The following is a 12,320-nucleotide window of genomic DNA, read 5'->3' on the forward strand; positions in this document are numbered from 1 at the left end:
GGTCGTCGTTCGGGCATCGGGTGGACCGGGCGCCCGCTGCGGCTAGTCTTAGGCCACCGACCGGTCCATGCCAGCCCGCAGCGTTTGCATCGCGGCCGCGTCCGCGAGAGAATCCCCGCCGAAGAACCGATCATGACCGAACCCGCCCTCGCCCCGGCCCCTTCCGCCGACACCCTCCTCGAAACCCTGCGCGCGCGCCTCGGGGCCCCCCATGTTCTGACCGACCCGTCCGACCTCGACCCGTATCTCGTTGAGTCCCGAAAGCTCTACCGCGGCTCGGCGCTCGCGGCCGTGCGGCCGGGCTCGACCGAGGAGGTCGCCTTCGTGGTCGAGGCCTGCGCGGCGGCGGGCGTCGCGGTGGTGGCGCAGGGCGGCAACACCGGGCTCGTCGGCGGCGGCGTTCCGCATGGCGGCGTGGTGCTGTCGCTCGCGCGGATGAACCGCGTCCTCGCGCTCGATCCGGTGAACGCCAGCATCGTGGTCGAGGCCGGCGCAATCCTCGCCGAGGTGCAGGACGCGGCCGACGCCGCCGGGCTGCTGTTCCCGCTCTCCTACGCCTCGCGCGGATCGGCGCGGATCGGCGGCGCGCTGGCGTGCAATTCCGGCGGGATCGCGGTGCTGGCCTACGGCAACGCCCGCGACCTCGTCCTCGGGCTCGAGGTGGTGCTTGCCGACGGCCGGGTGTGGAACGGCCTCAAGGCTCTGCGCAAGAACAACGCCGGATACGACCTCAAGCACCTGTTCGTCGGCTCGGAAGGCACCCTCGGCATCATCACCAAGGCGGTGCTGAAGCTCTTCCCGAAGGCCGCCTCGCGCACGGTCGGGTTTGTCGGGCTGCCCTCGGCCCGCGTGGCGCTCGACCTGTTCGCGCGCCTGCGCAAGCGCGCCGACCGGGACCTCACCGCCTTCGAGTTCATCCCGCCGGTCGGGCTCGACATGGTGCTGCGGCACATGCCCGGCACGGTCCGCCCGCTCGCGGGCGAGCACGGCGCCTACGCCCTGATCGAGCTCGCCTCCGCCCGGCCCGACGCCGACACCCGGGCCGAGCTCGAGGCGGCGCTCTCCGAGGCGATCGAGGACGGGCTCGTGGAGGATGCGACGCTCGGGGCGAGCGAGGCGCAGAACCTCGCGCTCTGGGCCTTGCGCGAGCATCTCTCGGATGCGCAGGGCTACGAGGGCGGCTCGATCAAGCACGACGTGTCGGTGCCGCTGTCGCGGCTCGCCGACTTCGTCGAGCAGGCGAGCGCGGCCTGCGAGGCGGCGATGCCGGGCCTGCGGGTCTGCGCCTTCGGCCATGTCGGCGACGGCAACATGCACTTCAACCTGAGCCAGCCGGTCGGCATGGACAAGGCCGCGTTCCTCGGCACCTGGGCGGACTTCAACCGCATCGTCCACGACATCGTGACCGCGATGGACGGCTCGATCGCCGCCGAGCACGGCGTCGGCCTGATCAAGCGCGACGAGCTGCAGCACTACGCCGACCCGGTCGCCCTCGACCTGATGCGCGCGATCAAGGCCGGCCTCGACCCGCAGGACCGGCTCAACCCGGGCAAGGTCGTCGCTCTCTCCGACGATCCGCAGCCCGCCCTGCCTTGAGCCGACCGCCGCGGAGTGCCGAGCCGGCTGGATTTCGATTGTGCGACGCACCATGTCTTGCCATGATGCGATGACGCATCGCGCCATAAATCGGCTCTCCGGCCGGTCCAAGGTTCGAATCGCGACCGGTCGGGAGAAGACCGGGAGCGTGCGGGTTTCCCTGCGTTAGCGGGGCGTTAACGGCTGAGGTTGCGTTTCATCGTCAACCCCGGTCGCGGCGCCCGGCGCCAGGGTCCGGCACTTGCTTGGGTCCCCGCCTGCCTTCGCAGTCGCGAAGGCGACGGCCGGCTCGCGACGAGACGTTTCAAGGAGACCATCGAGATGCCCACCTCTCAGGCCCGCGTGCAGACCGCCGAGGCGAGCCGCTACCTGCAGCAGCTCTGCCGCCACTGGAGCCACAAGTTCCCGGTTTCGGCGACCCCCGAGCACGGCACCGTGCCGTTCAGCGAGGACCGCGTCTGCACCTTCGACGCCGAGCCCGACGCCCTGCTGATGCGGATCGCCACGTCCGATCCCGCCGGGCTGACCCGCCTGGAGAACGTCGTCTCCGACCACCTGATGCGCTTCGCCTTCCGCGAGAGCCTCGGCGAGATCACCTGGTCCCGCGCCGCTTGACTCGATGGACCCCGCACCGATCTTGCACCACAGGATCGGACGTTTCGAAGGGGTCGCGATGAACGCGCATGCTGAGCCGCCGGTCGCGAGGTCGGCGCACGAGGAGCGGCTCGACCGGCTCGCGACGGTTGCAGTCCGGGTCGGGCTCAACCTCCAGCCCGGGCAGGAGCTTGTCCTGACAGCGCCCCTCGACGCGCTGCCGCTGGCGCGTGCCATCACCGTCGAGGCCTACCGCGCCGGGGCGTCGCTGGTGACGACCCTGCTCGGCGACGACGCCGCGACGCTCGCGCGCTTCGCCCACGCCTCGGACGCGGCCTTCGATACCGCCGCCGGGTGGCTCTATGCGGGCATGGCGGAGGCCTACCGCAACGGCGCCGCCCGCCTCGCGATCAGCGGCGACGACCCGTCGCTGCTGTCGGCCCAGGATCCGGAGAAGGTCGCCCGCGCCAACCGGTCGCGCTCCAAGGCCTACGTGCCGGCGCTCGAGTTGATCGCCAACTTCGCCACGAACTGGACCATCGTCTCGGCCGCGACCCCGGCCTGGGCCCGCACGGTGTTCCCTGACCTCCCCGAGGCGGAGGCGGTCGCCAAGCTCTGGGATGCGGTGTTCGCCGCCTCCCGCGTCGACGGCCCCGATCCGGTCGCCGCCTGGGCCGCGCACAACGCCCACCTCCACGCGCGCAAGGACAGGCTGAACGGACACCGCTTCTCGGCGATCCGCTTCCGGGGGCCGGGCACCGACCTCACCGTAGGCCTCGCCGACGACCACGAATGGTGCGGCGGCGCGGCGACCTCGCGCAGCGGCATCACCTGCAACGCCAACATCCCGACCGAGGAGGTCTTCACCACGCCGCACAGGGCGCGGGTCGAGGGCCACGTCGCCAGCACCAAGCCGCTCTCGTACCAGGGCACGCTGATCGAGGGCATCCAGGTGCGGTTCTCGGAAGGCCGCATCGTCGAATCGGCCGCCACCCGGGGCGCCGACGTGCTGGCCCGCGTCCTCGACACCGACGAGGGCGCCCGCCGCCTGGGCGAGGTCGCGCTGGTACCGGCTTCCTCGGCGATCTCGGCATCGGGGCTGCTGTTCTACAACACGCTCTACGACGAGAACGCCGCGAGTCACATCGCCCTCGGCCAAGCCTACTCGAAGTGCTTCGTGGGCGGTGGCGAGGACTTCTCGGAGGACGACCTCGCGGCACGCGGCGCCAACCGCAGCCTGATCCACATCGACTGGATGATCGGCTCGGCCGAGGTCGACGTGGACGGCATCGCCGCCGACGGGCAGTCCGTGCCGGTGATGCGCCGGGGCGAGTGGGTCTGACGGCCGAGCCCGGTCCGTCACGCCGCGGGATGCACGGCCGAAAAAAACCGATTAAGACGGCGCCATGGCAGGACATTCCCATCGCGACGCCCGCGGTCGCCCGCTCGTCGCCGTCACCGGTCTCGGCATCGTCTCCTCCCTCGGGCACGGCCAGGACGCGACCTGGACCGCCCTGACGCAGGGGCGATCCGGCATCCACGCGATCGCGCGCTTCCCGACGGACGGGCTGCGCACGCGCATCGCCGGCACGGTCGACTTCCTCGACACCGATCCACTGGTCGCCCCCGCCCTCTCCGAGCGCTTCGCCCGCGTGGCGGCCGAGGAGGCGGTGACGCAGGCCGGCATCGGCGCGGCCGGAGACTTCCCAGGCGCCCTGTTCATCGCGGTGCCGCCGGTCGAGATGGAATGGCCGCAGCGCCAGGCCCTGGCGGAGGCCTGCGGCGGCGACGGGCCGGTGACCTATGCCGGTCTCCAGCACGCGGCGGCCTCGCGCAAGTTCGACGCGTGGCACGACCTCTTCATCTTCGGCACCGTGGCCGACCGCATCGCCGACCGCTTCGGCACCAAGGGCTCGCCGATCTCGCTCTCCACCGCCTGCTCGTCGGGCGCCACCGCGATCCAGCTCGGCGTCGAGGCGATCCGGCGCGGCGAGATGACGGCGGCGCTCTGCATCGGCACCGACGGCTCGGTGAACCCGGAATCGCTGATCCGCTTCTCGCTGCTCTCGGCGCTGTCGACCCAGAACGACCCGCCGGAGACCGCCTCGAAGCCGTTCTCGAAGAATCGCGACGGCTTCGTCATGGGCGAGGGCGCGGCCGCGCTCGTGCTCGAGGACGCGGCCTCGGCCGTCGCGCGCGGCGCGACGATCCTCGGCTACGTGCTGGGCTGCGGCGAGAAGGGCGACGGCTTCCATCGCACCCGCTCCAGCCCCGACGGCGCGCCGATCATCGCGGCGATCCGCGCCAGCCTCGACGATGCCGGGATCGGGCCGGAGGCGGTCGACACGGTCAACGCCCACGGCACCTCGACGCCCGAGAACGACCGCATGGAGGCGATGGGCCTGATGGCGGTGTTCGGGGACGCCGCCGCGCGCATCCCGGTGACCTCGAACAAGTCGATGCTCGGCCACACGCTGACCGCCGCCGGGGCGATCGAGGCCGTGATCTCGCTGCTGACGATCCGGCACGGGCGCATTCCTCCGACGATCAACTACGCCGTGCCGGATCCGGCGATCCCGCTCGACATCGTCACCGCGGCGCGCGACCTGCCCGTGGCGCGCGTCCTGTCGAACTCGTTCGGCTTCGGCGGCCAGAACACCTGCCTCGTGCTCGGGTCCGAGCCGGCATGAGCGCGGCACCGACCGCGGCTCGCCGCATCCTCGTCACCGGCGGCGCCTCGGGCCTCGGCTCGGCGATCGTGCGGGCGATGGCGGCCGCCGGGCACGGCGTCGACTTCACCTTCCGCGCGTCGCAGGCGCCGGCCGAGGCCCTGCTCGCCGAGCTGCGCGACCGCCATCCCGACGCGGATTTCGAGGCGATCCCGCTGGATCTTGCCGACCGCGGCGCCCTCGACGCCTTCTGCGAGGCGGCGGAGGCGAAGAGCTATTACGGCTTCGTCCACAATGCCGGCCAATCCTACGACGCGCTCGCCGCGATGCTCGATCAGGAGCGTGCCGAGGCCCTGATGCAGGTGAACTTCTTCTCGCTGACGCGGATCGCCAAGAGCCTCGTGCGCGGGATGATCCGGGCGCGGGCCGGGCGCATCGTCGCGATCGGCTCGGTGGCGGCGCTGCGCGCCAACACCGGCAACGCGGCCTATGCGGCGACCAAGGGTGCGCTGATCGCCTATTGCCGCACCCTGGCGATCGAGTCGGCCAAGCGCGGCGTCACTGTCAACGTGATCGCCCCGGGCTTCGTCGACACACCGATGATGGCCGGATACGCCGCCCACCGCGCCGGCATGGAGCGCCAGATTCCCGCCGGCCGCTTCGCCGACCCGACGGAGGTGGCGGCGCTGGCCGCCTTCCTGATGGCGGATCCCGCCGCCTACGTCACCGGCGCGGTCCTGCCCGTCGACGGCGGCCTGACGGCGATGATGGGCGTCCACCGCTGATCATGCGCGCCTCGCTCCTCGTCCGTCCGGCCCTCGCCGGCCTGCTGCTTCACCTCGGCACCGGTGCGGTGCGCGCCGATCCGGTCCCGTACCGCGTCGACGGCCTGCCGCGCGGCGAGACGCTGAGCATCCGCGCCGAGCCCGACCCGGCGGCCGAGGTGGTCGGCGAGATCCGCGCCCGCGCGCTCGTCGTCGGCTGCACCAACGACACGCCGAGCCGCACGACGTGGTGCCGGGTCAAGGTCGGCCGGGTCGTGGGCTGGGCGCGGCGGCGCTACCTCGCACCGGAATGAGATCCCCGTTTCGGATTCGGTCGCGCAGGCCGATGTGATGGCAACTCGGGCTCCAAGGGATGCGGGATCGACCGACCCGTCCCTGCATCTCGTCGGTCTCGATCCTCGCCTCGAGGAATGGCGTGGCGAGCAGGACGCGGCAGCCCGTGACGATCTCAGCGTTGTCGCACCGCCATGCGCTGGTGCTGCGGACGGATGAGATATGTTACGGCCACCCCGCGCCCTCATCCCGAGGTGCCGGAGCGAAGCGGAGGCCTCGAGGGAGGTCTCCAGGGATCGCTCCGCCCGCTGGAGGGCTCCTACGAGCCCCGCTGGCGCGAGCACCTCGGGATGCGGGCGTGATTGGGATCGGCCGAGGTCCGGGCGGGGCCGGCCAAGCGTTTGAAAGTCATCCGATGCAAGCCCTGCAACTCTTCGGCGACCGCGACCTGCGCCTGACCGAGGTCGAGGCGCCCCCTCCCCCCGGTCCCGGCGAGGTTCGGGTGCGCGTCCGCGCGGTTGGCCTGAACTTCATCGACGTCTGGGGCTTTCGCGGGATGGCCTTCGCCAAGCGGCGTCTGCCGCTGACGGTCGGCGCCGAGGCCGCGGGCGAGATCGCCGAGCTCGGCGAGGGCGTCGATGGGCTCGAAGCCGGCGACAAGGTAGCGCTCTACGGCGCGATGACCTGCGGCCGATGCCGCGCCTGCACCGAGGGCCGCGACAACCTCTGCGAGGATGTCGGCGGGGTGATGGGCTTCCACATCGACGGCTTCGCCCGCGAGTTCGTCACCATGCCGGCCCGGCTCGTGGTCAAGGTGCCCGAGGCGGTCAGCCTCACCGACGCGGCCTGCGCCGGCATCGCCTTCGGCACGGTGCAGCACATGCTGTTCGACAACGCCAAGCTCGAGCCCGGCGAGAGCATCCTGGTCCATGCCGGAGGCTCAGGGATCGGCACCGCGGCGATCCGCATGGCCAAGGCCATCGGCTGCACCGTCTACACGACGGTGGGCGACGACGAGAAGGGCGCCAAGGCCGCCGCGCTCGGGGCCGACCACGTCGTCAACTACCGCACCGAGCGCTTCGAGGGCGAGGTCCGCCGGCTGACCAAGCGGAAGGGCGTGGACGTGGTGTTCGAGCATGTCGGCCCCGACACCTGGAACGGCTCGCTGCTCTGCCTCAAGCGCGGCGGCCGCCTCGTGACCTGCGGCTCGACCTCGGGCGTCTCGACGACGATGAACCTGATGCAGCTGTTCCAGCAGCAATACCGCATCACCGGCTCGTTCGGCTGCCGGCTCGCCAACATTTCGGAATCGCTCGACAAGATGGCCGACGGCATCCGCCCCGTCGTCGACACCGTCTATCCTCTGGCGGACTTCGCGCAGGGGCTCGAACGGCTGGAATCGCGCCAGGTCTTCGGCAAGATCCTCGTGAGCTTCTGACGCCCTCCCCTGTCGCGATGAAATGATCTAAGCCCGCGGAGCTTCCCGCGCGGCGTCGCCCGCCGCGCCCGCGCCCCGCCTCGACGGGGCGCCTCCCACCCGAGAGTGACCCGTTGCTGCGCCTCGCCCTGACCCTGAAGCGCAACCTGCCGCGGCTCGCCGGCTATGCGATGCTGCCGCTGATCCGCGCGGTGTTCTGGCTGTCGCGGGTCCTCGGCCCCGAGCGCGCGGGGGATGCCGGCGGCGCGCTGCTGCGCGCGCTCGGGCCCTGGCTGCCCTCGCACCGGACGGCGCTGACGAATCTGCGCGCCGCCTTCCCCGACGCGTCCGAGGCCGAGATCCGAGGGATCGCGCGGTCCGCCTGGGACAATCTCGGCCGCACCGGCGCCGAGTACGCCCATCTCGACACGCTGTTCGACTTCGACCCCGCCGACCCCGCGACCCAGCGCATGCAGGTCGAGGGCCTGGAGCATTTCCTGGCGCTGCGCGACGACGGCCGCCCGGGCCTCGTGTTCTCGGCCCATCTCGCCAACTGGGAGCTGCCGGCGATCTGCGCGGCGAAGTTCGATCTCGAGACCACCGCGGTGTTCCGCGCGCCGAACAACCCGGCCGCGGCGCGCCTCGTGCAGGAGGTCCGGCGCAAGACCATGGGGGGGCTCGCCGCCTCCGGGCCGGGCGGCGCCTTCGCGATGCAGGGCGTTGTCGAGCGCGGCGGCCATCTCGGGCAGCTGATCGACCAGCACTTCACCCGCGGCGTCGTGGTGTCGTTCTTCGGGCGTCCGTGCCTGGCGAACCCGCTGCTCGCCAAGCTCGCCCGCCACTACGATTGCCCGGTGCACGGCGCGCGCGTGGTGCGCCTTCCGAACGGCCGGTTCCGGCTCGAGCTGACCCCGCCCCTCGATCTGCCGCGCGACGCGGACGGGCAGATCGAGGTGGCCGGCGCGATGCAGGCGATGACCGCGATCGTCGAGGGCTGGGTGCGCGAGAATCCCGGGCAGTGGTTGTGGATGCACCGGCGCTGGCGGCCGAACATGCTGCCGAAGGCGCGTGCGACCGAGGTCGCCGAGCCTCAAGCCAACGTGATTTCCCAGCCGGCGTCGCGTGCGCTCTCCTGAGGCGATGACGGCGACCCACGCTCGTTCCCACGCGTTCGTCCCGATCCGCGTCCTGCTCGCGGCGTTGGCCGCCGGCCTGCCGTGCGGTCCGGCTGCGGCCGAGCCGTTGCGCGCGGTGGTCGAGCTGTTCACCAGCCAGGGTTGCGCCGCCTGCCGCTCGGCCGATCCGGTGATCGGCGACCTCGCCCGCCAGCCCGGCATCCTCGCGCTGACGCTTCCCGTGACCTACTGGGACTATCTCGGCTGGAAGGACACCCTGGCTCAGCGCCCGTTCGGCGAGCGGCAGCATGCCTATTCCGGCGTGCACGGCGCGCGCCAGATGTTCACCCCCCAGGCCGTGATCAACGGCTCGGCCTCGACCGTCGCCTCGGACAGGGCCGCCCTGGAGAAGCTGCTGCGTGAGGCGAACGCCCGCGGCGGTCTCCCCGTGCCGGTCCGCGGCGAGGAGCGCGACGAGCGGATCGTGATCGAGATCGGGGCCGAGCCGGTACCGAAGGCGGATCTGAAGGGCGACGTCTGGCTGGTTCCGGTCCTGCGCAGCCGCCCGGTCGCGATCGGCGGCGGCGAGAACCGCGGCCGAACCGCCACCTACGTCAACGTCGTGCGCGGCCTGCAGCGCCTCGGGCCCTGGACCGGACAGGCGGTGCGGTTCGAGGTGCCCCGAACGGCGGCCCGCGTCGCGGAGGCGGATGCCTGGGTCGTGGTGGTTCAGGGGACGGTCGGCGGTCGGCCGGCCAAGATATTCGGCGCCGCCAAAGGGCCCGGTCTCTGAGGGGCCCGGTCGCTGCGGCACGGAGCGTCGAACCGGAGCAAGCCCCGCCCGGGATCCTTGGAATCGAGCCTCACCCGCAGCCGGGTCATGCCCCGTCGTCATCGACGCCCGGCGTCGCGGCTCGGTCCTACGGGTCGAGCCCTTCGGCGATGCGGCGGCGGGCGCGCAGCGTCTCTATGCGCGACACCGAGAACACCGAGGCCTCGTAGAGCAGCAGCATCGGCAGCGCGAGGGAGAGCTGCGAGATCACGTCGGGCGGCGTCAGCACGGCGGCGGCGACGAAGACGAGGACGATCGCGTAGCGCCGCTTCTCGCGCAGGAACTTGGCGTCGATGATGCCGATCTGCCCAAGCAGCGTCAGGATCACCGGCAGCTGGAAGGCGATGCCGAAGGCGAAGATCAGCGTCATGATCAGGGAGAGGTACTCGTCGACCTTCGGCAGCAGCGCGATCGTCGGCTCGCCGGCGACGCCGACCTGCTGCAGCGACACCGAGAACTTGATGAGCAGCGGCATCGCCAGGAAGAACACGACCAGCGCGCCGAGCACGAAAAACACTGGCGTGGCGACGAGGTAGGGCATGAACGCCTTGCGCTCGTTGCGGTACAGGCCCGGGGCGACGAAGGCGTAGATCTGCGTCGCGATCACCGGGAAGGCGAGGAACGCCGCGCCGAAGACGCTGAGCTTGATGTTGGTGAAGACCTGCTCGAGGAAGTGCGTCGCGATCAGCTTGGCGTTCTCGACCCCGACGATCGAGACGTAGGGGTGGACGAGGATGTTGTAGATCTCGCGCGAGAAGAAGAAGCACCCGAAGAACATGATCACGAACGCGATCAGCGACTTGATCAGCCGTGCGCGCAATTCGATCAGGTGGTCGAGGAGCGGCGCCCGCGACGCCTCGATCTCGGCCTCGTCCGTCTCATCGATCATCGCTTAATGGCCTGCGGCCGGTGCGGCCGGTGCGGAGGGGGCCGGGCCGTGTGGCGCGGGCGTCGGGTCCGGGGCCGGCCCGTAGGGGTCGTCGACGGAGCCCGGGACGGGAAGCGGCTCGGGGGCGGCCTGCACTTCCGCGACGGGCTGGGCGACGGGCTGTTCCAGGGCCTTCGGCACGTCGTAGGCGCCGCCGGTCGTCGGGGCCGCGCTCTCGGCCGCCTTCAGCTGCGCGGTGGCGTCGGCCAGCGTCGCCGAGCTCGGCTTCGGCGCGCGGGCCTCGACGGCGCCCTTGAGCTCGTCGCGGATGGTCTGGACCGGGTTGAAGCCGCCGCTCGCGCCCCGCACCGTGTCGCGGATGCCGTCGACCTCCTTGCGGACGTCGTCGAGCTCCGCCTCGCGGATCGCCTCGTTGAACTGCATCTGGAACTCGCCCGCCATGCGGCGGACCTTCCGCGTCACCTGCCCGACGGTGCGCAGCGCCTTCGGCAGGTCCTTCGGCCCGATGACGATGAGGGCGACGCCGCCGATCAGCATCACCTCCCCCCAGCTCATGTCCAGCATGTCGTCGACGGTCCTGCAGCCTCGGGCCCGTCGCCACGGCGCCGACGGGCCTCGGGAAATGAGCCGTGCCCCCACGCGGGGGCGCGGGCCCGGGCCTCCTCAGACGGGCTTGCGCTCGCCCTGCGGCAGGTGGCTCGCCGGGATCGCGGTGCCGGGGCTGGTCTCGCCCGCGTGCGGGATGGTGCGGACGGGCTCGGCCGGGGCGACGGGCGGGGTCGCGGCCTGCGTCGGCGCCTCGTCCTCGGCCATGCCCTTCTTGAACGCCTTGATGCCCTTGGCGACGTCGCCCATCAGGTCCGAGACCTTGCCGCGGCCGAACAGCAGCATCACGATGACGGCGACGACGACCCAGTGCCAGATACTCATGCTGCCCATGGCAACCTCCTGCGCCACGGGTCACGCATCGTGAGAGACGTGTCCGCGTCGGCACGTGTCCGCGGTTGAATTTCGGGCAGAACCTAGGGACCGCGCCGGGTTAACACAAGCGGTCAAACCCGGATCGCCCCGGCAATCCCATGCGGGGACCGCGCCCCGTCAGGCGGCCTGCGCTAGGGCCGCGGCGAATTGCGCACGGGCCAGCGGCAGGTCGAGGCCGTCGCGGGCGCCCCCGAGCCGGGCGAGCGCCGCCTCCGCGCGGCGCAGGGCGGCACCGGCCAGCGACGGCGTGCCCTCCGCGACGGCGCGCATCTCGTCCGCGTCGCCGTTGCAGTGGAGCGCCACGTCGATGCCGGCGGCGAAGGCCGCCTCGGCCCGGGTGCGGAACGGCCCGGTCAGGGCATGCATCGACAGGTCGTCGGTCATCAGCAGGCCGTCGAAGCCGATCGCGCCGCGGATCACGTCGGCGATCACGGGCGCCGACTGGGTCGCCGGCCGGTCGGGATCGATCTGCGTGAATACCACGTGGGCGCTCATTGCCATCGGCAGGTCGGCGAGGGCGCGGAAGGGCCGGAAATCCTGGGCCGCGAGGGATTCGAGGCTCGCCTCGACCACCGGCAGGCCGTGGTGGCTGTCGCAGGCGGCGCGGCCGTGCCCGGGGATGTGCTTCATCACCGGCAGCACCCCGCCGGCCATCAGGCCCTCGGCCACCGCCCGGCCGATCTCGGCCACCTGCTGCGGCGTCGTGGCGTAGGCGCGGTCGCCGATGATGTCGTGGGCGCCGGGCTCGGGCACGTCGAGGACGGGCGCGCAGTCGACGTTGATGCCGACGTCGGCGAGGTCGTGCGCCATCAGGCGCGCGCCGAGCCGCGCCATCGCGGCGGCCGCCCCGTCGAGCCGGCGGAAGCGCCCGCCGGCCGGGTAGGCCGGCCAGTGCGGCGGCCCCATGCGCTGAACCCGGCCGCCCTCCTGGTCGATCAGGATCGGCGCGTCGTCCCGGCCGATCGTGGCGCGCAGCGACGCGGTCAGCGCCCGGACCTCGTCCGGCGTGCCGATGTTGCGCTTGAACAGGATGAAGCCCCAGGGCCGCACGTCGCGGAAGAACGCGGTCTCGTCCGGCGACAGGGTCTTGCCGGCGCAGCCGAGGATCAGGGCACGGGAGGTCATCGGGGACGGTCTTCCCGGGAGGGTTGGGTTGCGGGCATCGCCTG

13 protein-coding genes are annotated in these 12,320 nt (G+C 71.9%); 9 read left to right on the top strand and 4 right to left on the bottom strand.

All coding sequences use genetic code 11. The annotated features are described in order from the left end of the window. The first annotated feature begins 132 nt into the window (after nucleotides 1-132). From MKK68_RS10660 to MKK68_RS10700, 9 genes are all read left to right on the top strand, one after another. On the top strand, nucleotides 133-1,596 hold the full coding sequence (locus MKK68_RS10660; RefSeq protein WP_244030219.1) for an FAD-binding oxidoreductase: 1,464 nt from the start codon (nucleotides 133-135) through the stop codon (nucleotides 1,594-1,596). A 321-nt stretch (nucleotides 1,597-1,917) separates the two neighbouring features. Then, complete coding sequence (locus MKK68_RS10665; protein ID WP_147727054.1) at nucleotides 1,918-2,211, top strand: DUF2218 domain-containing protein; 294 nt, start codon at nucleotides 1,918-1,920, stop codon at nucleotides 2,209-2,211. Between the two features lie 58 nt (nucleotides 2,212-2,269). Then, the gene (locus MKK68_RS10670) at nucleotides 2,270-3,532 is read left to right on the top strand and encodes an aminopeptidase (protein WP_244030221.1); all 1,263 of its coding nucleotides are present in this window, start codon (nucleotides 2,270-2,272) and stop codon (nucleotides 3,530-3,532) included. 64 nt (nucleotides 3,533-3,596) lie between these two features. Further along, nucleotides 3,597-4,880 carry a beta-ketoacyl-ACP synthase gene (locus tag MKK68_RS10675; protein WP_243938276.1) on the top strand — a complete coding sequence of 428 codons (1,284 nt, stop codon included), beginning with the start codon at nucleotides 3,597-3,599 and terminating at the stop codon, nucleotides 4,878-4,880. Continuing rightward, the gene (locus MKK68_RS10680; protein ID WP_147727051.1) at nucleotides 4,877-5,644 is read left to right on the top strand and encodes an SDR family NAD(P)-dependent oxidoreductase; all 768 of its coding nucleotides are present in this window, start codon (nucleotides 4,877-4,879) and stop codon (nucleotides 5,642-5,644) included. Before MKK68_RS10675 ends, MKK68_RS10680 begins: the two co-directional genes overlap by 4 nt. A 2-nt stretch (nucleotides 5,645-5,646) precedes the next feature. Continuing rightward, a complete protein-coding gene (locus MKK68_RS10685; RefSeq protein ID WP_244030223.1) occupies nucleotides 5,647-5,937 on the top strand; it encodes an SH3 domain-containing protein in 291 nt (96 codons plus the stop codon). 395 nt (nucleotides 5,938-6,332) lie between these two features. After that, entirely contained in the window at nucleotides 6,333-7,355 is a 1,023-nt protein-coding gene (locus tag MKK68_RS10690) for a zinc-binding dehydrogenase (RefSeq protein WP_244030225.1), read from the top strand. A 113-nt stretch (nucleotides 7,356-7,468) separates the two neighbouring features. Then, nucleotides 7,469-8,470 (top strand): lipid A biosynthesis lauroyl acyltransferase, encoded by a 1,002-nt coding sequence (locus tag MKK68_RS10695; RefSeq protein ID WP_244030227.1) that lies wholly within the window; start codon nucleotides 7,469-7,471, stop codon nucleotides 8,468-8,470. Nucleotides 8,471-8,474: 4 nt separating this feature from the next. Then, complete coding sequence (locus tag MKK68_RS10700) at nucleotides 8,475-9,242, top strand: DUF1223 domain-containing protein (protein WP_244030228.1); 768 nt, start codon at nucleotides 8,475-8,477, stop codon at nucleotides 9,240-9,242. Between the two features lie 127 nt (nucleotides 9,243-9,369). Here the strand turns inward: MKK68_RS10700 and tatC are convergent, their stop codons facing one another. The 4 genes from tatC to nagZ form a co-directional block, all read right to left on the bottom strand. Continuing rightward, nucleotides 9,370-10,170, bottom strand: coding sequence for a twin-arginine translocase subunit TatC (gene tatC, locus MKK68_RS10705; RefSeq protein WP_244030230.1), 801 nt, complete (start codon nucleotides 10,168-10,170; stop codon nucleotides 9,370-9,372). 3 nt (nucleotides 10,171-10,173) lie between these two features. Continuing rightward, nucleotides 10,174-10,734: a Sec-independent protein translocase protein TatB gene (gene tatB, locus MKK68_RS10710; protein ID WP_244030232.1), complete on the bottom strand. Its 561-nt coding sequence runs from the start codon at nucleotides 10,732-10,734 to the stop codon at nucleotides 10,174-10,176. A 99-nt stretch (nucleotides 10,735-10,833) separates the two neighbouring features. Continuing rightward, nucleotides 10,834-11,109, bottom strand: a complete 276-nt coding sequence (locus tag MKK68_RS10715; RefSeq protein WP_147727044.1) for a twin-arginine translocase TatA/TatE family subunit — start codon at nucleotides 11,107-11,109, stop codon at nucleotides 10,834-10,836. 159 nt (nucleotides 11,110-11,268) lie between these two features. After that, on the bottom strand, nucleotides 11,269-12,276 hold the full coding sequence (gene nagZ, locus MKK68_RS10720) for a beta-N-acetylhexosaminidase (protein WP_147858685.1): 1,008 nt from the start codon (nucleotides 12,274-12,276) through the stop codon (nucleotides 11,269-11,271). Nucleotides 12,277-12,320: the final 44 nt, after the last annotated feature.

This window comes from Methylobacterium sp. E-016, assembly GCF_022829745.1.
GTDB lineage: Bacteria > Pseudomonadota > Alphaproteobacteria > Rhizobiales > Beijerinckiaceae > Methylobacterium.